The sequence below is a fragment of the Vibrio gallicus genome, assembly GCF_024346875.1.
GTDB lineage: Bacteria > Pseudomonadota > Gammaproteobacteria > Enterobacterales > Vibrionaceae > Vibrio > Vibrio gallicus.
Genome location: NZ_AP024871.1, coordinates 1,647,475 through 1,673,551, shown reverse-complemented (window position 1 = coordinate 1,673,551; position 26,077 = coordinate 1,647,475). Strand labels below are relative to the sequence as shown.

The 26,077-nt window shown below is 43.6% G+C and carries 22 protein-coding genes and 1 tRNA gene; 15 read left to right on the top strand and 8 right to left on the bottom strand.

The window, feature by feature from the left end:
- Positions 1-35 precede the first annotated feature (35 nt).
- The 7 genes from pabC (at position 36) to OCU28_RS07675 (ending at position 6,825) form a co-directional block, all read left to right on the top strand.
- The gene (gene pabC, locus OCU28_RS07705; RefSeq protein WP_261815632.1) at positions 36-842 is read left to right on the top strand and encodes an aminodeoxychorismate lyase; all 807 of its coding nucleotides are present in this window, start codon (positions 36-38) and stop codon (positions 840-842) included.
- Positions 835-1,863, top strand: coding sequence for an endolytic transglycosylase MltG (mltG, locus tag OCU28_RS07700; RefSeq protein WP_261815631.1), 1,029 nt, complete (start codon positions 835-837; stop codon positions 1,861-1,863). The genes pabC and mltG overlap by 8 nt, the downstream gene beginning before the upstream one ends.
- Entirely contained in the window at positions 1,860-2,495 is a 636-nt protein-coding gene (gene tmk, locus OCU28_RS07695) for a dTMP kinase (protein ID WP_261815630.1), read from the top strand. The genes mltG and tmk overlap by 4 nt, the downstream gene beginning before the upstream one ends.
- A complete protein-coding gene (locus OCU28_RS07690) occupies positions 2,496-3,449 on the top strand; it encodes a DNA polymerase III subunit delta' C-terminal domain-containing protein (protein ID WP_261815629.1) in 954 nt (317 codons plus the stop codon).
- A 112-nt stretch (positions 3,450-3,561) separates the two neighbouring features.
- On the top strand, positions 3,562-4,332 hold the full coding sequence (locus OCU28_RS07685) for a TatD family hydrolase (protein WP_261815628.1): 771 nt from the start codon (positions 3,562-3,564) through the stop codon (positions 4,330-4,332).
- A 437-nt stretch (positions 4,333-4,769) separates the two neighbouring features.
- Positions 4,770-6,200: a PTS glucose transporter subunit IIBC gene (gene ptsG / locus OCU28_RS07680; protein ID WP_261815627.1), complete on the top strand. Its 1,431-nt coding sequence runs from the start codon at positions 4,770-4,772 to the stop codon at positions 6,198-6,200.
- A gap of 202 nt (positions 6,201-6,402) precedes the next feature.
- Positions 6,403-6,825, top strand: coding sequence for a hypothetical protein (locus OCU28_RS07675; RefSeq protein ID WP_261815626.1), 423 nt, complete (start codon positions 6,403-6,405; stop codon positions 6,823-6,825).
- 144 nt (positions 6,826-6,969) lie between these two features.
- Here the strand turns inward: OCU28_RS07675 and OCU28_RS07670 are convergent, their stop codons facing one another.
- The 3 genes from OCU28_RS07670 to OCU28_RS07660 form a co-directional block, all read right to left on the bottom strand.
- Positions 6,970-7,068, bottom strand: a complete 99-nt coding sequence (locus OCU28_RS07670) for a MetS family NSS transporter small subunit (RefSeq protein WP_261815625.1) — start codon at positions 7,066-7,068, stop codon at positions 6,970-6,972.
- Between the two features lies 1 nt (position 7,069).
- A complete protein-coding gene (locus OCU28_RS07665; RefSeq protein WP_261815624.1) occupies positions 7,070-8,542 on the bottom strand; it encodes a sodium-dependent transporter in 1,473 nt (490 codons plus the stop codon).
- 463 nt (positions 8,543-9,005) lie between these two features.
- Positions 9,006-9,593 (bottom strand): porin family protein, encoded by a 588-nt coding sequence (locus tag OCU28_RS07660; protein WP_261815623.1) that lies wholly within the window; start codon positions 9,591-9,593, stop codon positions 9,006-9,008.
- A gap of 291 nt (positions 9,594-9,884) precedes the next feature.
- Between OCU28_RS07660 and OCU28_RS07655 the strand changes: the two genes are divergently transcribed.
- Both OCU28_RS07655 and mlc read left to right on the top strand, forming a co-directional pair.
- Positions 9,885-11,039, top strand: coding sequence for a patatin-like phospholipase family protein (locus OCU28_RS07655; RefSeq protein ID WP_261815622.1), 1,155 nt, complete (start codon positions 9,885-9,887; stop codon positions 11,037-11,039).
- Between the two features lie 142 nt (positions 11,040-11,181).
- On the top strand, positions 11,182-12,396 hold the full coding sequence (gene mlc / locus OCU28_RS07650) for a sugar metabolism global transcriptional regulator Mlc (RefSeq protein WP_261815621.1): 1,215 nt from the start codon (positions 11,182-11,184) through the stop codon (positions 12,394-12,396).
- Between the two features lie 73 nt (positions 12,397-12,469).
- Here mlc and metG read toward each other — a convergent pair whose 3' ends face one another.
- Positions 12,470-14,521, bottom strand: coding sequence for a methionine--tRNA ligase (gene metG / locus OCU28_RS07645; RefSeq protein ID WP_261815620.1), 2,052 nt, complete (start codon positions 14,519-14,521; stop codon positions 12,470-12,472).
- A gap of 169 nt (positions 14,522-14,690) precedes the next feature.
- On the opposite strand from metG, the gene apbC reads away from it, so the two are divergent.
- The 3 genes from apbC to OCU28_RS07630 all read left to right on the top strand — a co-directional run bounded on the left by apbC (position 14,691) and on the right by OCU28_RS07630 (position 19,079).
- On the top strand, positions 14,691-15,749 hold the full coding sequence (gene apbC / locus OCU28_RS07640; RefSeq protein ID WP_261815619.1) for an iron-sulfur cluster carrier protein ApbC: 1,059 nt from the start codon (positions 14,691-14,693) through the stop codon (positions 15,747-15,749).
- A 219-nt stretch (positions 15,750-15,968) separates the two neighbouring features.
- Positions 15,969-16,610, top strand: coding sequence for a uridine kinase (gene udk, locus OCU28_RS07635; protein WP_261815618.1), 642 nt, complete (start codon positions 15,969-15,971; stop codon positions 16,608-16,610).
- A gap of 138 nt (positions 16,611-16,748) precedes the next feature.
- Complete coding sequence (locus OCU28_RS07630; protein ID WP_261815617.1) at positions 16,749-19,079, top strand: AsmA family protein; 2,331 nt, start codon at positions 16,749-16,751, stop codon at positions 19,077-19,079.
- A 53-nt stretch (positions 19,080-19,132) separates the two neighbouring features.
- Here OCU28_RS07630 and cobO read toward each other — a convergent pair whose 3' ends face one another.
- Complete coding sequence (cobO, locus tag OCU28_RS07625) at positions 19,133-19,729, bottom strand: cob(I)yrinic acid a,c-diamide adenosyltransferase (protein WP_261815616.1); 597 nt, start codon at positions 19,727-19,729, stop codon at positions 19,133-19,135.
- 347 nt (positions 19,730-20,076) lie between these two features.
- Between cobO and dcuC the strand changes: the two genes are divergently transcribed.
- Positions 20,077-21,444 (top strand): anaerobic C4-dicarboxylate transporter DcuC, encoded by a 1,368-nt coding sequence (dcuC, locus tag OCU28_RS07620; protein ID WP_261815615.1) that lies wholly within the window; start codon positions 20,077-20,079, stop codon positions 21,442-21,444.
- A gap of 48 nt (positions 21,445-21,492) precedes the next feature.
- A complete protein-coding gene (locus OCU28_RS07615) occupies positions 21,493-22,617 on the top strand; it encodes a M20 family metallopeptidase (protein ID WP_261815614.1) in 1,125 nt (374 codons plus the stop codon).
- 72 nt (positions 22,618-22,689) lie between these two features.
- On the opposite strand, the gene OCU28_RS07610 is transcribed toward OCU28_RS07615, so the two are convergent.
- Positions 22,690-23,781, bottom strand: a complete 1,092-nt coding sequence (locus tag OCU28_RS07610) for an alkene reductase (protein WP_261815613.1) — start codon at positions 23,779-23,781, stop codon at positions 22,690-22,692.
- Positions 23,782-23,920: 139 nt separating this feature from the next.
- Positions 23,921-24,508, bottom strand: a complete 588-nt coding sequence (locus OCU28_RS07605) for a YhgN family NAAT transporter (RefSeq protein WP_261815612.1) — start codon at positions 24,506-24,508, stop codon at positions 23,921-23,923.
- 167 nt (positions 24,509-24,675) lie between these two features.
- Here OCU28_RS07605 and OCU28_RS07600 point away from each other — a divergent pair.
- Positions 24,676-24,751, top strand: a tRNA-Arg gene (locus OCU28_RS07600).
- 252 nt (positions 24,752-25,003) lie between these two features.
- Here OCU28_RS07600 and OCU28_RS07595 read toward each other — a convergent pair.
- Entirely contained in the window at positions 25,004-26,002 is a 999-nt protein-coding gene (locus OCU28_RS07595) for a transposase (RefSeq protein ID WP_261815611.1), read from the bottom strand.
- Positions 26,003-26,077: the final 75 nt, after the last annotated feature.

The following is a 26,077-nucleotide window of genomic DNA, read 5'->3' as shown; positions in this document are numbered from 1 at the left end:
TGTTTTTGAACTTCGCTGTTTTGGGAATGAACCGGATGATATGGATCAATGGTCAAGTCGCCGACAAAATTGACGCCTCTGACCGCAGCTTTAATTATGGTGATGGTGGCTTTACCACTATAAAAACCTGTGATGGCAAACTTGAGCATTGGCCTTTGCACATTACAAGAATGCAAGACTGTTTGGCACTATTAAGGATTGCTCAACCCGATTGGAAGCAGGTACAGGGCTGGCTTGAACATGCGGCGACAGACCGAGGTGAGGGAGGCGTCAAGCTGCTCATTAGCCGGGGTAGTGGCGGCAGAGGGTACAGCCCTAAAGGGGTTGATGTACCGACGGTGGTTATCAGCTCCTTTAATTATCCTGCACATTATTGTCTGTGGCAAAATCAAGGCGTTGAGCTGGGTGTGGTAGAGCCGAGGTTAGGTCTTAATCCGCTATTGGCAGGCCACAAACACAATAACCGTCTTGAACAGGTAATGATGAAAGCGGATATGGATCAGCAAGGCTTTGCTGACGGTGTGGTTCTAGATATTAATGGTCATATCGTGGAAACCACTATGGCTAACCTGTTTTGGGTTTCAGATAATATCTTGTATACGCCTAGTCTTGAACAAGCAGGGGTGGCAGGTATTGGGCGGAGGTTGGCCATCAAATACGCTCAAGAGATGGGGATTGATGTCGTTATTGGGCAATTTGACCTAAAAAGGGTGTTTGAGGCGCAAGAGGTGTTTATATCGAATGCGTTACTGGGTATTGCTCCAGTAATAAAAATCGCCACAAATTCATTTTGCATAGGTATAATCACTCGCAATCTACAGGAGAGGATTCATAGTGTTTAAAAAGTTTCTGTTACTTTGCGTTTGCATTTTAGTTGTGGCATCCGCAGCTATCTTTTATGTCAAAAGCGAACTCGATAGCTATCTAAGCCAAACTGTACGTATTCAAGAGCCCACCTTAGTGACGATCAAGTCAGGTACATCTGTAGGCTCGTTACTGAATCGCTTTGAGCAGCAGCAATGGATTGATTCAAGCATTTCAAAAAAATGGATGCCTAGACTAATTCGTCGCTTACATCCAGAAGTGACTCAACTTAAAGCGGGTACGTTTGAATTAACGACAGGATTAAGCCTTAAACAAGCATTGCTTAGCTTGGTTAACGGCCAGCAAGCTCAGCTTAGTATCACCTTTGTGGAAGGTAGCACCTTTAAAGAATGGCGCACTCAATTTGATAAAGCGCCACATCTAATGCATTCGACCGTGGATATGTCAGAGAGCGAGATTGCGCAGCGTTTGGGAATCGATAAGGATAAGCTTGAAGGGCTATTTCTTGCGAACACCTATCATTACACTGTTGGTATGTCAGACCTTGATATCATGCGTCGCGCCCATACCCAGTTGCAAAAAGTTCTGGATAAGTATTGGGGAAAGCGTAAACCAGATCTACCAATTAAGACCCCTTATGAAGCGTTAATTCTAGGCTCTATCATAGAAAAAGAAACCGCAGTGCCTGGTGAGCGTCCTTTGGTGTCATCGGTTTTTGTTAACCGATTAAACCGTGGTATGCGTTTGCAAACCGACCCTACGGTGATCTATGGAATGGGTGACAAGTATGATGGCAATATTCGTAAACGTGATTTACAAACCCATACACCGTACAACACCTATACCATTTATGGACTGCCTCCAACACCAATTGCGATGATCGGTGAACAAGCGATTGCGGCAGCAGTAAGCCCTGACGATAGTAAGTACTTATACTTCGTTGCTAGTGGTGATGGTGGGCATGTGTTTACTAAGAATTTACGTGACCATAATCGAGCAGTTCAACAGTATCTAAAAAAATTGAGGGCGCGTAAGTGAGCCAAGGAAAATTTATCGTTGTAGAAGGCCTTGAAGGGGCAGGTAAAAGTACTGCTATTGCTGCAATTCATGAGGTGTTAAACCAGCACGGTATTAATAATATCGCCGCAACACGTGAGCCTGGCGGTACTGTCCTTGCAGAAAAAATGCGCGCAATAGTAAAAGAAGAAACTGATGGCGAACAGGTACAAGATATTACCGAGCTATTGCTGATGTATGGTGCTCGAGTGCAGTTGGTTGAAACGGTAATCAAGCCATCACTTACGCAAGGTAAGTGGGTGGTGGGTGACCGACACGATCTCTCATCACAAGCATATCAAGGTGGCGGGCGTCAGATAGCAGCCGAAACGATGGCATCTTTGAAAAAGATAAGCTTGGGTGATTTTGAGCCTGACTTAACCCTGTATATGGATATTGACCCTAAGCTTGGGCTTGCTCGTGCTCGTGGTCGCGGTGAATTAGACCGAATTGAAAAAATGGATATTAGCTTCTTTGAGCGCGCTAGAGAACGCTATTTAGAGTTGGCTAACGCAAGCGATAGCATCCTGATTATCGATGCCAGTCAATCTATTGATGAAGTCGCTTGTGATATTCGTACTACCCTTAGCCATTGGTTGGAGACACAGAGTTAGATGTCCAAAGTGAGCTATCCTTGGTTGCTTGATACATGGCAGCAGTTACAGAATGCATTAGATAACAATGTGCTGCCTAGTGCACTGCTAGTTAGCAGCTCTCAAGGTATAGGGGCAGAGCAGATAGTTGACGTATTGTCTGCGGCCTTGCTGTGTAACAATAGTAGTAGTGAGGCATGTGAATTTTGTCATGCTTGCTCATTGTTAGAAGCAAATACACACCCAGATCTACATAACGTCTCACCACTTGAAGGCAAGTCGAGTATCTCGGTAGATCAGATCCGTGAGTGCAATCGATATGCCCTTGAGTCTTCGCAGCTCAATGGTAAGCGGATAATCATTATTTCCCCAGCGGAGTTAATGACCGAAGCGGCAATGAATGCGCTGCTCAAAACACTCGAATCACCACCTAATGATTGCGTATTTGTATTAAACAGCCATGAACCGCACCGTTTGTTGCCAACGATCACCAGTCGTTGTCAGCAATGGCATTTAGAAGCATCTGATGCCGCAGCATTGAGTTGGTATGCCGAGCAAGGCATGACAGATATACCAGAACTTTATAAGGTGCTGTGCAATGGCGCACCGTTACGCTTGGTCGAGTTCTTAAAGCACAATGACGCATTTGAAAATGCGCTGACAGCACTGTATGAATTCATAAAGGATGACTTTGTATTGCCGAGTGATTTTACGAAAGCGATAGCGAAAGGTGAGAGCCTCACTATGTTGTCGGCAATCAGTACTGGGCTCTTAGAGCTGCAAAAAAGCTATTTTACGGAATTAGTCAGCGTGCAGTCTCACAATACGCTCAATAGCCTAAAGGGTTTGCTTACCTACCAGCAAGCTTATTCTATGACGTGTAGGCTTAATCAGTTGGTCGAGCAGTTAACCACTCACAGTGGGCTAAACCATGAGTTACTCATTAGTCGCTGGTTAATTGAAAGTAAGTGCTAACCTTATACTAAGACTTGCTAACCCAAACTATTTAATTATCTAAGTACCTTTATCAATCAAGGTACTTAGTTTGGTGCGTGCTGTTAGCACGACGTTTAACTTGGAAAATTTTATGTTCGTAGATTCCCATTGTCATTTAGACAAGCTTAATTATCAAGATCTTCACCAAGGGATTGAGGATGTCGTTTCTAAAGCACAACAAGCTAATGTAAAGCAGCTTCTCTCGGTAGGGGTAACCTTGGATGCGTTCCCTAACATGATTGAGATGATTTCTGCTTTCGATAACGTTCACGCATCAGCTGGTGTCCATCCACTCGACGTAGAGAGTGAGTTTGATTTGCAGACTTTGAAGAAGTTTGCAGGGCATCCAAAAGTAGTCGCTATTGGCGAAACCGGATTGGATTTTCACTATAAGCCTGAAACCAAGGCGTTACAGATTGAGCGTTTTGAGCAACAAATTGATTTGGCTGTTGAGGTTAACAAGCCCCTTATTATCCATACGCGTCAGGCGCGCACTGAAACTATGCAACGCCTAAGGCAGGGGCATGCGGAGCGTTGCAAAGGCGTGATCCATTGCTTTACTGAGGACCTTGCGTTTGCTGAGCAAGCGATGGAGCTAGGCTTTTATATCTCGATCTCTGGTATTGTTACTTTTAATCAAGCAACTGCATTGAAAGAGGTGGTTAAAGCCTTACCTTTGGATAGATTATTAATCGAGACCGATTCTCCCTATCTTGCGCCTGTTCCTCATCGTGGAAAAGAGAACCAACCTGCGTATGTGGTTGAGGTGGCAAGCTATATTGCAAGTTTAAAAGGGATCTCATTAGGTGAGGTCGCTGAAAAAACAACGCGAAACTACCAGGATCTTTTTTTGCGCCGCTAAGTTAGTTTTTGCGCAAAATAGGGGTGTAAGCCCCTTTTTTATACTCTATAGCTTTATTTTTACTATTTATGTTTAAAGTTACCATTTTAATTGAAAATGCCTGTCACACTGTTAAATGAATAAAGTTTGGTCTGAGAAATAAGTAAATATTCATGAAAACAAAAATCTATCGAAGACTCACGTAGCTATATTTTCTTTTTAAAACAATAATTTATGTGAGTATCTTTGGCTTGTGCTACTGTTTGTAAGTGTGATCTAGCGTGGCTTTTTTAAGATTGCTTTTTGGCAGCTAAAGAAAGTTTTGTCGCATCAATATATATTTAGTAGCGAAAAATATAACTACTGAGTTGGTTACATACTTCAGAGCACTAACATTTAAGCTACGGGGGTAAGCTGTTAGTGCTCATATAATTTAAAATAAATCTAGGAGCATAAACATGTTTAAGAACCTTTTTGCGAGCCTGCAAAAAGTTGGTAAGTCACTGATGCTACCAGTATCAGTATTACCAGTTGCAGGTATTCTACTTGGTGTTGGCGCAGCTGACTTAAGCTTTATTCCAAGCGTTGTTTCAAATCTAATGGAACAAGCCGGTGGTTCGGTGTTCGGCCAGATGCCACTGCTATTTGCAGTAGGTGTTGCGTTGGGCTTCACTAATAACGACGGTGTAGCGGGTCTTGCGGCTATCGTGGGCTACGGCATCATGGCAGCGACATTGACGGTTATGGCTACCGTACTTGGCGCAGATAAGATTGATACCGGTGTTCTAGGTGGTATCCTTGTCGGTGGCCTAGCTGCATGGGCATTTAATCGCTTCTTCAAAATCCAACTTCCAGAATATTTGGGCTTCTTCGCGGGTAAGCGAGCTGTGCCAATTATCACAGGCTTTGCTGCAATCGCATTAGGTATCGTACTTTCTGTTATTTGGCCACCAATTGGTGACGGCATTGGTGCATTCTCACACTGGGCTGCAAGTCAGAATCCAAAAGTTGCTTTTGGTATCTACGGTGTTATTGAACGTTCTCTAATTCCATTTGGTCTACACCATGTATGGAACGTACCGTTCTTCTTTGAAGCAGGTTCTTGTGTAAACTCTGCGGGTGAACCACAAACTGGTATCCTAACTTGTTACCTTGTTGCTGATGATGCATCGCGCATCGCAGGTCATGGCTTCGGTCAACTTGCAGGCGGCTACATGTTTAAGATGTTCGGTCTTCCAGCAGCGGCAATTGCAATTGCACACTCAGCTAAACCTGAGAACCGCGTAAAAGTAATGGGTATCATGGCTTCTGCAGCTCTGACTTCATTCCTTACTGGTATTACTGAACCAATCGAATTCTCTTTCCTATTCGTAGCTCCAGTTCTTTATGCAATCCATGCTCTACTAGCTGGCTCTGCATACGTTGTTGCTAACACGCTAGGCTTTGTACACGGTACTTCGTTCTCGCATGGTTTGATTGACTTTGTTGTTCTATCTGGTCACGCACAAAAAATGGGTCTGATGGTTGCTGTTGGTCTAGTTTACGCAGCTATCTACTACGTAGTATTCCGCGCAGTGATTAAGGCAATGGACCTTAAAACTCCGGGCCGTGAAGATGAATCAGAAGAAGCTATCTCTGTAGCGAGTTCTGAAATGGGTGGTGAACTGGTTGCAGCATTCGGTGGCAAGCAAAACATCACTGGTTTAGATGCATGTATCACTCGTCTACGTGTTGCGGTTGCAGATACTGAGAAGGTTGATCAAGACAAACTAAAAGCACTTGGTGCGGCTGGTGTGGTTGTCGTTGCCGGTGGCGTACAAGCTATCTTTGGTACTAAATCTGATAACCTTAAAACTGAAATGGATGAATGGATTCGTAACCAAGGCTAATCTTGTTTACTTAATATTAATCTAAACAGAAGAGGGCCTATATGGTCCTCTTTTTTTGGTGCTGTAAACCTAAAATCATGCTGTTTGAATCACAGAATTTGCATGAGGTCTCAATTCGAGATATTGGTTTAAAATACCGTATGACTGTTATGGTTATTTAGTTAGAATATGCACATATTATGAATAAATAGGAACTCGTCGCGTGAATATCGGAAAGCTAATATTAGCCACTGTCATTTTGAGTGGGGCCGCGACGTATGTGGGGGCAGCTAAGGCTGCTGAGAATAGCAGCGCAGTTAAGCTTGGGATGGGATTTGACCAAGGCTTAAGCGTTGTCGCTAAGTTTGAAGACCGTTTTGCCTTTACTATTGGTAACGATGGCATGGCGTTTGATTACCACATTGTTACGGGTAGCTTTGATCAAGACGTGCCATTTGATTGGTATGTCGGAGCGGGTGGTTGGTATGAGTGGGATGATGATTTTGGACTGCGAGTTCCACTTGGCCTAGATTGGAACTTTGCACCAAACTGGAATGCTTATGGACAGATAAGCCCTGAGTGGCAGATCCACGATAAGTCTAAGCTTAAATTTGGTGCTGGTATTGGTATCACATATCGCTTCTGATAGGTTTATCAGATGGTAATAAGAAGCCGACATTGTTGTCGGTTTTTTTGTGCCTGTGTATTCAGGTGCTCACAATGTTTAGCTTAAGGATTGCAGACAAAAAAAACCGAGCGCTGAGGCTCGGTTTAATTGAACTATTACAGATTATTTTGACTTATTCATCGCTTTTCGAATGCAGATGGCAGCGCCACCCCAAGTAATGGTAAGTCCAAGCACCATCATGATAATTGCACCAGTAGTCATATTATGCTTCCTTCTTACTAAATGTATTGATAAGTACGCCAACTATTACTAGAAGTGCAAGTAATCCCCAACCTAACATTAGTAGGTCTGATTGTGCATAACCACCGTAACCATCAGTAAAAGTTGTTTTAAGGGTGTTGAATAGCGTAATTGCTAATATTGCTGGGCTTACAAATTTCAAGCAGATGTCATACCAACCAGCAATTTGGAAATCAGATACGCTGTTTACGTAGTTACGGATATTAGCGGCTTTTACCACCATAACAATCAAGATAACCTCAACAAAGCAAGACGATACGATACCAATCTGGTTGGTGAAGTAATCCACTAGGTCTAGAAGTAGTAAACCACCGTTAGTTGCAAATGCTAGCGATACTACAGCACCAATACCACAAACTAGAGTTGCTGCTTTTTTACGAGAAATCTTAAATTTATCGATAATTGCCGATGTTACTGCCTCAATGATGGAAATATGTGAGCTCAATCCCGCAATAGTCAAAGACAAGAACAGCAGTGGACCAAGGATATAAGGTGCTGGAAGCTCGTTTATTGCCGCTGGCAAGGTAACGAAGGCTAGACCTACGCCCGCAGTAACAACGTCGGTAAGTGCTTTACCTTGCTCATGAGCCATGAAGCCCAATACGGCAAAAATCATAATACCAGCAAGGATAGAGAAACCGCAGTTAATCAGAACCGTCATAAAGGCATTGTTATTGATGTCTGATTTCTCAGGCAAATAACTTGAATACGCCAACATGATTGCAAAGCCGATACTTAGGGTGAAGAAGATCTGCCCATAAGCTGCTGCCCATACTTTAATATCTAGGATCTTACTAAAGTCAGGTTCGAACAGATAGTTAACACCGTCTAGCGCACCTGGTAGGAAGATAGTACGGACAATAAGCACTAACACCATAATGAACAGCACAGGCATCATTATCTTAGCTGCACGTTCAATCCCAGCCTTAACACCACCCACAATAGCCGAGTAGGTGATAAGCCAAGCTATCAACATAGTACCGGCAATCTTCCACTGAATTGAGCCCAAGTTAGATGGAGAGTTATCGCCGCCTAAGTTGAGGTAATGACTAAAGAAGAAGGTGTTGGTATCTGCGCCCCAGCCTTGATTAAAAGACATACCAAGGTAGGAGATAGACCAACCAATAACCGCTACATAATAAACAGCGATAGAGGCAGCAATACCTACTTGGAACCAGCCAAGCCATTCAAATTTAGGATTAATAGCTTTTAAGGCTGCAGGAGCTGAACCACGGTATTTTTGCCCTAGCTTGAACTCCATGATCATGAAAGGTATACCAGCTGTAAGCATGGCGAAAATATAAGGGATAAAGAAAGCGCCACCGCCGTTCTCGTATGCCATATATGGGAAGCGCCAGATGTTACCAAGACCGATAGCCGATCCTACTGCGGCTAATATGAAGCCGGTACGGGAACCCCACTGCTCTCGCTTCATGTAAACTCCTTAATGTTATGTTTGCTGTGAAGCGATACCTATGCCGAAAAAATGTTAGTGATTTTCACTTAAATTATTTGTTAATAGAGATTTAAAATCACCCAAAAACGGTTTGAGGGATCTTTAGCTCTATAAAAGTTTTTTGTATCGGCTGTATGCTTCAATAAGTTATTAAATATAGTGAAAAAACGACAGTTTTTCCCTTAATTGACGGTTGGAGAGTATCTGTTAATACACATACTGGCAAGATTAAATAAAGTGAAAAACTAGTGATATTAACTGCATTTAAACTGTCTGGAGTGAATAATGTGGTTTTTGTGACTGGTTATTTGTGATATTCCAGCGAATATAATTGGTTCTTCTTATTTTGAGAGGTTGATCACCTAAAGTGCCACTGACGGAGTGAATGCCTAGAATAGCGTCAATCCGTCAGTGAAATGTGGTTTTTTTAGACAACAGGCGCCTAGAAGTTAAAAGTTAACCCTACGTTGGCTTGGAATTGGCTTAACCAATCGCCTTTATATGCGAATTTACAAGATTGCTGTGTGCTGTCTGATTTGCAGTAAGTAACCGAATTGCCATCAACCAAGGTTCCGAGATAACGAAGTTGGGTTTGAAAGGCGAAATTGCGAGTGAAGCGATATTCTACTCCACCGTAGAAACCCGCGGAAAACTTATAGTCTGTATCTGCACCTTGGATATCGATTTGGGTACCACCAAGGCTCAATCCAAGATAAGAGTTCCATTTATCATGGAATGGGTAATAGACTGCACTTTGAAAATGTAGGTAGCGCATAGTGGTATCAAGTTTGAGATCAGATATCTCAGAGTCTTGTTGGGAGTAGAGTAGCCCCAAACGTCCTTGGTCGACCTTGGTTTCTATAGCAAGGTTTAGGTTCATTGCATGGTCGATGTCAAAACTGTCTTCATTGGCATCTTCAAATGACCCACCCATACCATATCCGACCATAGGGGTGATATATACATCCGCAAGAGTAGAAGTACTAAAGGCGGTTAAGCAGATAGCTAAGCTAAGAATTTTGTTGTTCATATCGCACCATTGTTGGTTAATACTGTATTCAATTGTGACAGTAACTGCATAATTCTGCACGATTTTTTAAGAGTTCTTGAGAGATATTCTTTAAGGTGCTAGAAGTTTAAAGGAGTTTACAAAAAATTTTAAAGGTACTTTGCATACAAACTTAAAGGTAGTTTGCAAAAAATGAATGAGGAAAGCTCGATGGACACAGACTTAAAAGTAAGCATTTCTATTGTCACTATCATATTTGCAGTGTTATTTGCCTATGGAGGCATAGTGCTATTTGCCTAGATTAAGCACACCATGAATAATAGCGGCCTTGTATGGGGAACTGACTCCCTTTATAACCCTGATATATTTTCTGAATATATCGGCGGTAAAACTGCGCTTGTGGCACAAGGTGGTGGGCAGCGCGGTATCTTTACCGCAGGTGTTTTAGATGCTTTTCTCTATTCTAACTTTGACCCTTTTCATACCTTCTACGGAACCTCAGCTGGGGCGATGAATGTTTGTGCCTATCTTTGTCGTCAACCTACATTGGGTAAGTCATTTCTATTAGAACTGACAACCGATAATCAATTTTTCAATCTGTTTAGTTTTATTCGCCAAAAGCACTATATAGGCCTAGATTGGGCGTTAGACAAGATCTGCCATCCTCCCTATAAACTTGATGTTGATATGGGAAGACGAACTTTACAAGGGCGAAGCGCCTTTGCGGCCACAACGCGGGTGGATGATTTCAAAGATGCATATTTACCCATGCTAAAAAATAATTGGGTAGATGTATTACGCGCGAGTTGCGCTATCCCAAATCTGGTTTCTAGAGCCGTTTCTATCGATGGCGTCTCATATGTTGATGGGGGAGTATCGGCTTCTATTCCAGTCCAAGAAGCGTGGCGTAAAGAATCAAGAACGATTGTTGTCATTCGCAGTGAAAAGCCTGAAGCGTCAATTTCAGAACCTAAAATCGCTCAATCTAGCATAAATGAAGAGTGGTACAAAAAGCCGATAGAAGCCGTTCAACAGCTATGGAAAGGGACATTAGACCAAGGATTGAAAGGCTTTAATGAGTTGTTAGAAGAGCGTATTTCTCATAACAAACTGCAACTAACTCAACCTGACCATGAAACACTAAATGGGGGGCGCTGGTTGTTTGGTGCCAATAATATTTATCGCCTTGCACATCTTTTAGGTAATGATGTCGATGCAGGGCTGGTGGATATGTTGATGATTCACTATCAAACCTATGCTCTTACTCATGATTTCATTAGTGCGCCACCTTCTGACTGTTACGTGATGCAAATTGTGCCGCAGCAACCGCTACGCAGTTCAACCTTGATGAGTAGCCCAGAGGATATGCTGTTTGATTATCAGCAGGGTTTAGATGCGGGCTATCGCTTCGTTAACGAGTATCAAGATAGCAAGCAGCTAATTAAAACCCCACGCACGGTATATTAATCGTTCACTATTTCGATTATATCTCACGTTCTATGCATATTATGATGTTTACTTAGTGAGCCGCCTCACGCCTTTCTATGCAAACGCTTCACATTTGTTTTGAGGTGTAAAAAAATAGGAGGTAAGAGCGCTTGGAGGCACCATGTATACGTCACAACCCGGTCATATCGACTACATTAAGCAAGTAAACGCAGGCAAGGTATACCAGTTAATTGACCAGTTTGGGCCAATCTCACGTATCGACTTATCAAAATTGAGCGCACTTGCGCCAGCCAGCATTACTAAAATAACTCGTGAGCTTATCGATGCTCACCTTATCCATGAAACTATTGTTCAAGAGGTTACAAGTCGTGGTCGCCCTGCGGTTGGGTTACAAACCAACAATCAGGGTTGGCAGTTTCTATCGATGCGAGTAGGGCGAGGCTATCTTTCTATAGCCTTGCATAACCTCGGTGGTGAAGTGGTTGTTCAAAATCAAGTTCATATTGAAGAGACACATCAAGACGCCTTCCTTAAGCGGCTTCTAAAAGAGATATATCGCTTTTTTGAGATCAATGCTGAGCACCTTGAAAGGGTAACGAGTATTGCAATCACATTGCCAGGCTTAGTGCATTCAGATAGCGGTATCGTTCAACAGATGCCTTATTATGAAGTGGAGCGTATGGAGCTTGCTTCTGCTGTAGAAACCGATACCGGATTACCGGTATTTGTTGCCAATGATACCCGAGCATGGGCACTTGCTGAGCAGCTGTTTGGTAACTCTCAACAGAATAAAAATTCAGTATTGATATCCGTACATAATGGTTTAGGTGCGGGCATTATCTTAGAAGGGCGACTTCTTGAAGGGCGACTAGGTAACGTTGGAGAGCTTGGACACATCCAAGTTGATGACGATGGTTTACCATGTGAATGTGGCAACCACGGATGTTTAGAAACCGTTGCCAGTGCGCGAGCTGTCGTTCGCCAAACACGAGCATTAATTATCCAAGGTGAAGATACATCGCTTGAGCTTGAGGGGCTAAGCGTGACTAAAATCTGTGAGGCGGCTAATCAAGGTGACTCCCTTGCGTTAAAGGTGATAGACCAGCTTGGTAAGAACCTAGGGAAAGCGGTTGCGATTGTCGTTAATATGTTTAACCCAGAAAAGATCTTAATCGGTGGCGACATTAATACCGCCAAAGAGCTTTTGTTGCCTAATATACGCCAGTGCGTGGCGGAGCAAGCCCTTCCTATCTATTTTAAGGATCTCGAAATCGTACCATGTCGATTTATCAAAAATGCCACTATGCCAGGTGCGGCGTTAATTAAGCAGGCGTTATATGACGGTAACTTATTGCTTAAGGTTGTTGAGGGATAAAGACCTAGCAGTCACATTCTAGAAACAAAAAAACCGACTGATTAAAGTCGGTTTTTGTTTTTATGGCAGCAGGCTACATTACACGCATACCCGGCTTAGCGCCTTGGTGCGGTTCTAGAATCCATAGCTCTTCGCCACCAGGGCCGGCGGCTAATACCATGCCTTCCGACATACCAAACTTCATTTTACGCGGCTTAAGGTTTGCCACCATTACAGTGTGTTTACCGACTAAGTCCTCAGGCTTATAAGCTGATTTGATGCCAGCAAATACCTGACGGATTTCACCACCGATATCCAACTGAAGTTTCAACAGCTTATTGGCTTTTGGCACTTCTTCACATTCGATGATCTTAGCAATGCGCAGGTCAACCTTAGCAAAATCATCGAATTCGATTTCATCAGCTACCGGCTCTTTACTTAGCTCAGTTTCAGTTTTTGCATTCTCGGCTTTCTCTTTTGCCGCTTGCTCTGCTGCTGCGTCTTGTTTTGATGCTTCAATCATAGCTTCAACCTTTTTCGGGTCAATACGGTTAAATAGTGCCTTGAACTTGGTGATTTCATGGCCTGTTAGTGGCGCATTAATCGCTTCCCATGTTAACTCTTGGTTTAAGAAAGCTTCAGTGCGGGCTGCAAGTTCTGGCATTACTGGTTTTAGATAAGTAATCAGCACGCGGAATAGGTTAATACCAACCGAGCAGATATCTTGCAACTGTTGATCTTGGCCTTCTTGCTTGGCAACAACCCAAGGTGCTTTTTCATCAACGTATTGGTTTGCTTTATCCGCAAGCGCTGTGATTTCACGAATAGCGCGACCAAACTCACGAGACTCGTAAAGTGCACCAATCTTGTCAGCGGCATCCACAAACTCTTGATAAAGAGCAGGTTCAGCAAAGGTATCAGACAACTTGCCTTCAAAACGCTTGGTAATGAAACCGGCGTTACGCGATGCAAGGTTAACTATCTTATTCACAACATCAGAGTTTACACGTTGGGTAAAGTCTTCAAGGTTGAGGTCAAGGTCATCAATACGGTTGTTGAGTTTGGCTGCGTAATAGTAACGTAGGCACTCAGGTTCAAGGTGATTTAGGTAGGTACTCGCCTTAATAAAGGTGCCTTTAGATTTTGACATCTTAGCGCCATTTACTGTCACATAACCGTGTACAAAAATGTTATTAGGCTTACGGAAACCCGCACCTTCAAGCATTGCTGGCCAGAATAGGCTGTGGAAATACACGATGTCTTTACCGATGAAGTGATATAACTCGGTAGAGCTGTCTTTATTCCAGTACTCATCAAATTCAAGATCATCACGGCGGTCACATAGGTTCTTGAAAGAAGCCATATAGCCTACCGGTGCGTCAACCCACACATAGAAAAACTTGTTTTTCTCGCCTGGAATTTCAAAGCCGAAATAGGGAGCATCACGAGAGATATCCCACTGCTGTAAGCCTGATTCAAACCATTCTTGCATCTTGTTCGAGGTTTCAGATTGCAATGAGCCTGAGCGAGTCCACTCTTTTAACATACTCTCAAATTGAGGTAGGTCGAAGAAGAAGTGCTCTGAGTCTTTCATTACGGGTGTTGCGCCAGAAACCGCTGATTTTGGATTAATTAGTTCCGTTGGACTGTAAGTTTCGCCACAGTTGTCACAGTTATCACCGTATTGGTCTTCAGATTTACACTTAGGACATGTACCTTTAACAAAGCGATCGGGAAGGAACATCTCTTTTTCAGGATCAAACAGTTGTGAAATGGTGCGGCTATTAATGAAACCGTTTTTCTTCAGCTCTAGGTAAATAGATGACGCCAGTTCGCGGTTCTCTTCACAGTGTGTGCTGTGATAGTTATCAAAACTGATATTGAAGCCAGCAAAATCTTTTTGGTGTTCTTCACTAACTGCGGCAATCATTTCTTCTGGGCTTATGCCCATCTGCTGAGCTTTAAGCATGATCGGAGTGCCGTGTGCGTCATCGGCACAGATAAAATTAGCCGTGTTGCCACGTAAGCGTTGATAACGCACCCAAATATCAGCTTGTATGTGCTCAAGCATATGGCCAAGGTGGATAGAACCGTTAGCGTATGGCAGTGCACAAGTGACAAGCATTTTTCTTAATTCTGTAGTCATACTTTTACTTTTCGCAGATAGGTAACATTTTGGACGCTATATTAACCTAACCCCGGCCTTTCGGGAAGGATCACAGCAGGAAACCCTTCTACTATAGATAAAACCATATGTTTTTCATGGCTGAATTTTTTCAAACTCAGCACTATGATGGTAAAAAAAGGAAACATTTATGTCGGATTCGTTACAAAGCATTCAAAGTTGGCTCAATCAGTTTTCGCACCCAGCATTAATCGAAGGGTGGGCGAGTGAGCATGGGGTTGTGAGCCTCGACCAAACCGGAGACACTGCAATAATTGAGTTTCCATTTCAGCTTAATTTGCTTGAACAAGCCCTTGATAATTGGCTGATTAATAATCCGTTGCCCGCATTAAAAACCCAAATTAGCAGTGTGACCAAGGCGCTAAACTCGAAAGTGCCATCGAATCTCGCACATGTGAAAAACATCATTGCTGTTACCTCAGGCAAAGGTGGTGTCGGGAAGTCCACAACTGCGGCTAACTTAGCCCTTGCTATTGCTCAAAATGGGGGCAAGGTTGGGGTACTTGATGCCGATATCTATGGCCCGTCTATTCCAATGATGTTTGGTCGTCGCAGCGCGCAAATGGTAGTGGTTGATGAAAAGTGGATGCAGCCTGTCGATGCCTTAGGTATTCAAACCCAATCTATTGGCTATTTAATGGGGGATGATGAGGCAACTGTTTGGCGTGGGCCTATGGCTTCGAAGGCATTAGTGCAACTTTTGCAAGAGACTCAATGGCATGACTTAGATTACCTTATTATTGATATGCCCCCTGGTACGGGTGATATCCAGCTCACTTTAGCGCAACAGATACCCTTAACCGCAGCTATTGTGGTGACAACACCGCAGGATATCGCATTAGCCGATGCCTCTAAGGGTATCGCAATGTTTGAAAAGGTTGAGGTGCCTGTGTTAGGTATCATTGAAAATATGAGCTATCACGAATGTTCACACTGTGGGTCTAAAGAGCATATATTTGGCACAGGTGGCGCAGAGAAACTGGCAAAACAAAAAGGAATGGCGCTATTAGGGCAGATACCGTTACATGTCAACGTACAACAAGATGTCGACAAGGGTTTTCCGAGTGTGTTAAACCCTAACTCTAGCGATCAAGCTAAGCATTACCTAGACCTTGCAGAACAGATAGTAAGTCGCCTGTATTGGACCGGAACGGCAAAGCCTGAAAATATTGAATTTGTCTCTGTGTAGATAAAATAAACCAACTTAGAGCAGTATCAGGCATCATTATTGGTGCCTGATGCATTTTAATTGCTCACCTTGTCACCCTAATTAGGTATCTCACCTATTATTCTGGGTAAATATTGTACAACCATTCTTTATTCTCGTTTAAGCGCTGGTATGAAATTATTTCCCTCCCTATAATTACCTCGATTAAAGCTGAACTAACCATTTCTTCAAGGTCACTCCATGTCTGATAATAACCAATGTGTAATTGTGGGAATCGCTGGAGCATCTGCTTCAGGTAAGAGCCTAATTGCAAGTACGATTTATAATGAGTTGCGTGCCAAGGTCGGCCCTAATCAAATTGGTGTCATTACGGAAGATAGATATTACAACGATCAAAGCCATCTCAGCATGGAAGAGCGTGTAAAAACTAACTATGATCACCCTAAAGCGCTAGACCATGACTTGTTATGCGAACATCTACGACAGTTGGCTGCAGGACAATCAGTTGAAGTGCCAGAGTATAGCTATACTGAGCATACTCGCACCGAAAATACCCAGACGATGGAACCTAAAAAGGTGATTATCCTTGAGGGCATCTTGCTACTGACGGACCCACGTTTGAGAGACATTATGCATGCGAGTGTGTTTATGGATACGCCGCTTGATATTTGCCTTTTGCGCCGCGTGAAGCGTGATGTAGAACAACGTGGTCGTACTATGGAGTCTGTTTTAGAGCAGTATCAAAAAACAGTTCGCCCAATGTTTATGCAGTTTATTGAACCGTCTAAACAGTACGCTGATATCATAGTACCTCGTGGTGGCAAGAACCGAATCGCGATTGATGTACTCGAAGCACATATTGCTAAACTTTTGAAATCTTAGTAGTTTGTAGATATATGCTAAGTAAGTGAATTCTATAGCTTACAGGCCATAATTTATGGTCAACACTTAATGGCACTGTGGTGCCATTTTTTGTATCTGAATTATAATTAATTCGTCTGAGACTCAGGGAAGAACAAGATGAAGAAAATCGCTCTTATTATCCTTACACCATTGTTGTTGGTGGTGTTAGCTGTAGCAGCCCTGCTGCTATTTGTAGACCCTAACCAATTTAAGCCCTTAATTGTAGAGCAAACCAAAACCCATACTCAGCTAGACTTAACCATTGAAGGGGATATTGGCTGGCGATTTTTCCCAAGCCTTGGTTTCTCTTTAGGTAAAACGACACTAAGTAATCCCGAGGGCTTTGCGGCTAAAAATATGTTGTCGGTAGATGAGGTAGGGCTAGATATTTCAGTTTTACCAATGATGGATAAACAGCTTCAGGTTGGAAAAATAACCCTGAAAGGCGCGCAGATTTATCTTGAAACCAAAGCTGATGGCAGTAGCAACCTAGATGCATTTAAGAGCCAAGCTGAGCCTGAGCAGGACACGGTTGAGAGCCCAGCAGCTTCTGAACAAGGCTCAACGGCAGCTCCCGAACCTTGGATAATTAGCCTACAAGGTGTCGATATTGAAAATGCACTGCTTGAAATCAAAGACGATAGCCAAGGGGTATACACCAAGTTAGAGCAGGTGAATCTGAACGTCGCGAGCTTTGAATTTGATAAATGGACACCGGTTACATTTAGCTTTCAGGGTGTGAATAATCAGCAACGTTTTGCCGTGTCAGGGCAGGCGAGTGCCAAAACCAATGCTGACTTTAGTGACTACCAAGTAAAGGATGTTGTGGTTAGTGGCGGCTTTTCACAACCTGACCTAGAGGTAGAGAAGTTTACGCTCAATCTAGACACCTTTGCGATTGGCAGTTTTGCCAATATTCAACTTACCGCTAATGGTAAAGCGGCCAACAACACCTTTGAAGTCAACAGTGCTCTGCAAGCAAAGCTAAATCAAGATATGCAGACCTTCGCCTTAAAAGATGTTGCGTTGCAATCAAAGCTCAAAGGACCAGACCTTGACTTGGAGCGCGCTTCGTTAAACTTGAAACAGTTCCAATTTGATAAGCCGGGTGCATTTAACTTAGCCATAAAATCAAAAGCTGCGGGTATCAGTCAGGATGTTTTACTGTCAGGTAGTATCCTAGTAGACAAGGCTATCTCTAAGGTGGCAATCGATAACCTGCAAGCCCATGGTAATCTTGTTGGTGACGCGCTTCCACAATCGCCTTTGAAGCTAGTCCTCGAATCGGATATTAACTTCGACCTTAAGCAAAACAAGCTAAGTGTAATTCTAGGTCAACTGGCATTAAACGACCTCTCGCTAAGCGGTTCAACGCAGGTGACGCTGTCAAAGATACCGCAAGTGCGCTTTAAACTGCATTCACCCTCAATTAATGTTGATGAGTGGACTGGAGGCGAGGAGCCTAATGCGGCAACAGATGCCTCTACAACCTCTACAACCTCTACTGCAACTGCATCACAGGCTAGCACCCCAGCCCAAGAGCCGGATCTTAGTGTGCTAAAAACCCTAGATGTGGCTGGGACTATGACCATTGATAAGCTGGTGGCAAGCAACGCCAAATTGCAGGATGTGTTTACCAATCTAGCCATTAAAGGTGGGGTGTTTAACCTCAAGGCGTTAAAGGCGCGTCTTTATCAAGGTAGCATAGATGCCAAAGCGATAGTCAATGCTAAGAGCACAACCCCAAGCTACGACCTTGATGCCAAAGTAAAGGGGGTTAAGATTGCGCCGTTACTCAAAGATGTTGCGGACAATGATATGCTGGAAGGTAGTGGTAATATCACTTTAGACCTAAAAGGTAAAAGCCTGATCCCTGACAAGCTTAAGCAGAATATTGCCGGTGACATCAACATGAGCCTGAACGACGGGGCGGTTAATGGTATCAACGTTGCTCAGATTATACGTACTAACTATGCCAAATTCCGTGGCCAGAAAGTGCCCGCAGAGCCAGAAGTGAAGAAGACAGATTTTAGTTCGATGTCAGCTAGCGTTAGATTAAACAAGGGCACCGCATATATATCAAAAATCAACGCTCAATCGCCATTGATGAGAATCGATGCCTCAGGGCAAGCCAATTATATTGCTGAAACCATGGATATGCTGGCTAAAACCTCGATAGTAGGTTCTTTGGAAGGACAAGGTGGTAAAAGTCTTGATGACCTTAAGGGGTTAACCCTGCCGATACGCGCTAAGGGCAGTTGGACTGACCCGAAAATCAGTCTAGATTTGGCCGCATTACAGAAGCAAGAATTAGAGCGTAATAAGAAAAAGCTAGAAGCAAAAGCGAAGAAAGAAGCCGAGCGCGGCCTTGAAAAACTGCTTGGTGATAAAGCCAAGGATGACGATGTTAAGAAAATGACCGATTCACTATTGAAGAAGTTTTTCTAAGCTAAGCATCGCAATGCCACAAAAATGGGCTCTTAAATAAGAGCCCATTTTCATTACCAGTCAATCCCTTTGCGAGCCTTTAAGCCCGAATCAAAGGCGTGTTTTATATTCTTAACCTCGGAAACGGTATCTGCCATATCGGTGAGTGTGCGGTGAGCCGCTCGGCCAGTAATGACTACTGATTGATGGCTAGGGCGATTTTCTAGTGCACTTACAATCTGTTGCAGGTCAATATAGCCGTAGGTCACCATGTAGGTCATTTCATCGAGTAGTACTAGATCAAGATTTGGGTCTTGTAACATGCGCTGGCACTCCTTCCATACTAATTGCGCGGCATGGGTATCTGCTTGCTTGTTTTGGGTTTCCCAGGTAAATCCGGTAGCCATAACATGGAACTGTACGCCGTGCTGTTCTAGCAGATTTCGCTCGCCATTATCCCAAGTGCCCTTGATAAACTGCGCCACACCACACTGAAAGCCATGGCCAACAGCACGCGCTACGGTGCCAAAACCTGAAGTAGATTTACCTTTGCCGTTACCGGTTATCACAAGCAGTAACCCACGCTCTTGTTGGGCTTGCTCTATACGTTGATCCACTTGTTGTTTGAGCTTTTGCTGGCGCTGTTGGTGTCGTCCTTGATTCTGTGTCATTGGATATCCCTATTCTGATGTCTGTTTTCAACATCATAATCGTTTAAGCCTATAAACATAAAGAGAAATAGAGATTAAGTAGGGTGTGATGTTCAGGCATTGCAAGCAATATGCGCAATGTTATGCCATGTGAAGGGGAGTGTGTTTCAAATGTGAAATACAAGTTATCACTTTAGGGGTGAGTAAATCTCAATATTTGATGTGAGTCACAGAAAAGTTCAATTTATCAGTAATTGTAAGAAAGTGTATCAAAGTTTGATTACTCTCGACCTTTCTTTGCTCAGAATTTGATAGTTTATTTAGTAATACATATTACTCAAGAACAACAAAAATAAGGTTTTTTTGGAATGATAGAACTGATTATTGGACTTTTAGCCACCATAGTTGTTGGCTACTTTATTATTAAAGGGTATCGAGCGGCCGGTGTACTATTGGTAGCTGGGATATCACTACTACTTATTACGGGTCTACTTGGCCACAATGTGTTGCCATCAAAGGTAGCATCTACAGGTAACAACTTTACGGATGCACTCGAGTTCGTTAAATATATGCTTCAATATCGTGGCGGCGGCCTTGGTCTACAGATCATGTTGTTGTGTGGTTTTGCGTCATACATGACTCATATTGGTGCTAACAACGTTGTAGTAAAACAGTTCTCTAAACCTCTCGCGGTGATTAAATCGCCTTATGTTTTACTAGTGGCTGCTTATATCGTTGCATGTCTAATGTCATTGGCAGTAAGTTCTGCAACGGGTCTTGGCGTGCTATTAATGGCAACACTATTCCCTATGATGACAGCAATGGGGATCTCTCGCCCTGCTGCGGTTGCAGTGTGTGCATCTCCAGCGGCGATTATCCTTTCTCCTACCTCAGGTGATGTTGTGGTTGCGGCTGAGAAGTCGAACATGCCATTGGATATCTTTGCATTTCATACCGTATTACCTGTTTCTATCTGTGCCATTATCGTTATGGCAGCAGCGGCTTTCTTCTGGAACAAATATCTAGATAAGAAAGAGAACACTCCTATGGAGAAGGTTGATCTTTCTGAAATGGAAGTTAATGCACCTGCTTTCTATGCACTTTTACCATTCCTTCCAATTATTGGTGTTTTCTTATTCAACGGACGCACCATTGAAGGCCTATCGTTAGATATTTACACCATAGTGGTATTGTCTATCTTTATTGGCGCTTTGGTGAACTATATAACACATCGCTTTAACGGTAAGAAAGCCCTAGAAGACCTAGACTCATGCTATGCAGGAATGGCTGATGCATTCAAAGGCGTGGTTATGCTGTTGGTTGCCGCCGGTGTATTTGCCCAAGGTCTGATGTCTATTGGTGCTATCGATAACCTAATTCACCTTGCAGATAACGCAGGCGCAGGTGCTGTGGCACTAATGCTTCTATTGACGGGTCTAACGGTTGCAGCAGCAATTGCAACGGGTTCTGGTAACGCACCTTTCTACGCATTCGTAGAGCTTGCGCCAGCACTTGCAGGTAAAATGGGTATCAACCCAGCGTTCCTTATTATCCCAATGCTACAAGCTTCTAACCTTGGTCGTACAATCTCGCCAGTATCTGGTGTTATCGTGGCGACTTCCGGTATGGCAAAAATCAGTCCATTTGAGGTAGTGAAACGTACCTCTGTACCAGTACTATTTGGCCTTATTACCGTTATTCTAGGTACCGTATACTTAGTACCAATGACTGTTTAATTATTTTATCTAAGCCCTTCATTGAAGGGCTTTTTTATTGAGGTTTATATGACTATTAATTTCGAAACGAGTACTTACATAGAGCAACTGAAAAAGTTAGTGAATGTCGATTGTGGTAGCCATACTCCGGCAGGCATCGCTAAAGTTGCGGATGTTCTTGCTCCTATGTTTGAGCAGATCGGCTTTTCAGTCACGCGCCATCAATTGCATGCCGATGCAGGGCCTTGCCTTGAGATCACCAATAAACCGGATGCGACTCACTTTGATGTAATGCTTTGTGGACATATGGATACGGTTTTCCCTGAAGGAACGGTAGCGCAACGACCACTGACCTTTGATGAAGAGAAAATCTATGGTCCGGGTGTTACAGACATGAAATCTGGCATTCTCAGTGCATGGTATGCATTGCAAATGCTAAGCGCTGAGCAGCGACAAAAACTGTCTATTGTGATTGCATTAAACTGTGACGAAGAGATCGGTTCATGTTACTCCAGAGAGTGGATTGAAGCATTAGCACGTAAAAGTGACAAGGTATTGGTGTGCGAGGCAGCGCGTGCAACTGGTAATCTTATTCGCTCTCGTAAAGGGAATGCCAAATATGAGCTTACCTTTAAAGGCGTTGCTTCTCATGCGGGTTCGGCACTAGAAGATGGCGTATCGGCTATCTATGAGCTGAGTCATTGGAGCCTTGCGATTAAAGATCTGGTGAACCTAGAAACAGGTACCACCATGAATGTAGGTATCATCGAGGGTGGGGTTGCGGTCAACGTTGTTCCTGATTTTGCCAAAGCGACGGTTGACCTGCGTTTCTGGAATACAGACGAAGCCGAGATCATCGACAATACCTTGCGCACTATGGCGAAGACACCATTTGAAGCAGGCGCATCGGTTGAAGTTAATCGCCTAGCGTTTAAACCATCAATGGTGCCAACTGATGCCACTGAAGAGATGATAGCTTTGGTTAGCGAAGAAGCCGATAAACTGGGTTTAACCTACGCTTGGGAAAATGCTGGTGGTGGATCAGATGGTAACTTTACTGCCAATGTTGGCACGCCAACCCTAGATGGGTTTGGTCCTATGGGCGCAGGTTTGCACTCAGGTAAAGAGTACCTGATCATCAACTCTATCAAGCCGCGTATTGACCTCTTAGTTAATGTGCTAGAACGCTTCTAGTTTTAGGCGCGTACAATAATAAAAAACCCTCTACCTGTAATAGGTGAGGGGTTTTATTTTAAATGCTTATTACTAGAGGGTTGGGTAGTCAGTTAAGCCTTTTTCATCACCGCCAAATAGCGTATTGGGATCGTGTTTTGCCCACTCTGCGCCAGTGCGAATACGCTCGGGCAGATCTGGGTTAGCTACAAATGGACGACCAAAGCCAATCATGTCTGCTAAGCCTTGTTCAATAGCCTGTTGCGCCGACTGTGGGTTATATCGGCCGGCATAGATTAACGTATTACTAAATGCACTGCGCAATGCTTGTTTAAAGGATTCAGGCGTCTCTGGCGCATCGTCCCAATCCACCTCTGCAATGTGTAAGTATACGATGTTGTGCTGGTCGAGCAGCTTGGCTGCCGCAGTGTAAGTCTGCTCTGGGTGCGCATCGACAGTACCATTGAGAGTGGTTAGTGGTGCTAAACGCACGCCTACACGCTCACACCCAATCGCCTCAACCATAGCGGCAACGACTTCATCTAAGAAACGCAGGCGATTCTCTAAATTGCCACCGTATTGGTCTGTTCTATTGTTGGCTTCAGAGTCGATGAACTGGTTGATTAAATAACCATTTGCTGCATGCAGTTCAATACCATCAAAGCCCGCCTCAATCGCGTTTAAAGCCGCTTGGCGGTATTGTTCAACGATGGATTTGATCTCTGCCACAGAAAGCTCACGCGGTTCAACCACATCCACAAAACCTGGTTCATCGGTGCCGTTATCAATAAACACTTTGACGTTATCTGCCTTGAGAGCGGATGAAGATACAGGTTGCTGTCCGCCAATATTATCTGGATGAGTAACGCGGCCTACATGCCAAAGCTGAGCGAAAATCGTACCACCTTTTTCGTGTACTGCTTGAGTGACTTTTTTCCAACCGGCAATCTGCTCAGCAGAATAGATACCAGGGGTCCACGCATAGCCTTTACCCATCTTAGAAATCTGAGTACCTTCGGATACGATAAGTCCGGCTGAAGCGCGCTGAGCGTAATAGGTAGCCATCATATCATTTGCTGTATCTCCCGGTTGAGAGGCGCGAGAGCGAGTCATAGGTGGCATTACAATACGGTTGTTGAGAGTCAATTTTCCGAGCGTTACTTTATCAAAAAGAGGCGAAGTCATTGCATGTTTCCCATAGTGTTGAATTATTATTGAGGTTATCAGGAGGGCTGGTCAGTTAACAGTATTGATGAAACAAAACACTTTTGTACTAAGTGTAAAAAAGGCTACCGAAGTAACCCTTTTTAGATACCAATAAAGATTAGCTAAGATAGCTTTGAATGCCATTAAGAAACATCTGCACCGCAATCATCAATAGCAACATTCCCATCAAGCGCTCGATAGCTTGCAGGCCTTTTTCACCAACTACGCGTTGGAATACCTCAGAAAACATTAGAATCACCGTTGATGCTGCCCATGCACCTAATAGCGCCAACGCCCAATCTCCCATACGGTCTGGTTCTTGGTGAGCCAGCAAAATAAGGGTGGCAATAATAGAAGGACCTGCAACCAATGGAATTGCCAATGGTACAATCAGAGGCTCGTCACCCGCTCCAAGGCTAGCGCCAAGACCGCCTACAGGGGGAAAGATCATCTTTAAACTGATTAAGAACAGAATGATTGCGCCGGAGATTGAGATAGCTTCTTTATTTAAGCCCAAGAAGTTTAGGATGGTCTCGCCTGCAAACAGAAATATCAGCATGACACACAGCGCAATCACTAGTTCACGAATTAGAATGATGCGACGGCGCTTTTTCTCTATATGCTTTAATAGCGAGGTAAAAACTGGCAGATTACCCATAGGGTCCATGATTAAAAACAGCATTACAGCCGCTGAAAGAGTATCCATTTAAGTGCCTAAATTGAGTAAAATATTGCTGCCCGCGATTATGAATCAATCACTCGCTCATTGTACAGGGGAATAATAAGGATATTTGTTATCGGTGTGCGCAATAAATAGCCGTTCAAGCGCCAAGCAATTGCTAACCTATGGGCGCTATGGTAAAAATGCGGTACGTCCCCTTAGTTCATTTGGATAGAACGCGAGCCTCCTAAGCTTGAGAGACAGGTTCGAATCCTGTAGGGGACGCCACTTCAGCTCCATATTGCTTTATTTATCAATGCCTTAATTAAAATCTGGACACCCATTAATTATAGTTATCAAAACGAGACTTAACCGTTACATGGTGAAGCGGAAGATAATGAATTCAAATCGGATAAATGTTGATTAATGCAGAGAAATTGACATTAAAATACGTAAATTAGCGAATTCAAGGCGTGTCGTACCGTTAGCTAGGCTAATTAATAAAGATGTGCTGTGAATATGAGTAAATAGAGCGAGTGGTCAGTGCAAACATCGTCGCAGTTGGTTCTTTTTGGCTATCCATCGCCTACCTGTGTGCTCTGCAAATAACGCCAACTCATCCAGTGTTCCAACCGCTCCTTGATAATCTTTACCAAAATTACTGGCTAAGCTCATCCAAGTCTCGGTATCTAAGCCGAGTGAGTGCAGTAGTTTAGGGTGTGAAGCGACAATTGCACCGGGTTTATCATTTCGAATAGTACGACCACTCCAATCCACTAGCTCAATATAATCGAGTAATGAATACGGAATGCCACACTGCTCAGACTCACTGGTATCGCCAACAAAACCAAATAATGCCTTCTTGTTACAAGGGGGCTCGCTTTGCTGTTCATCTTGATGTGACACGCCATGAACTCGTTCATAAACGGAGGTGTATTCAGACGCTTCGATGCTGTCGTTGATGCCTGCGCGTATGGGGTTCAAATCGACATAAGCCATGCACGTTAATAAGGCTTCTTCATCGAGTAACGCTTGCGACTTAAACCGCCCCTCCCAAAACCTTCCGGAGCAGTCATCTTCTGCGTTGGCTTTGCGTGCAATAAACTCATTTAGGCTGCGCATGAACCATGAAATATCAATAAGCCGCTCTCGCCAATCATTGATGATACTAAGAGCTGTTTCACTTTCAATTCCAACGCAGGTTTGCTTTCTTAGCCAGCGCTGAACTAATACGGGAAGTGAGTACAACTGCCCCCATCTCCAGCAGACATCTTCATCACTAAGCTGTTGATTTAATTGCTCATCGACATGCAACACAATGTGATAATGATTTGACATCACCGCATAGGCGCAGATATCCATACTAAATACGGTCGACAAATAATGCATCCGCTCAACCACCCACGCTCGGCGATGCTCAAATGATTGCCCTGTATATTTATCGTCGCCACACAGATAGGCTCGACGAACACAACGCGAGATACAATGGTAATAAGGGGTATCAGAAAGGGAGACTTGAGACTGTCGAGATTGGGTCATAGCAACTACCTCCAAGATGCACTGTGTATCACTTAAAACTAGTTGTAGCATTGAGAGGCGTCAATATAATGGGTG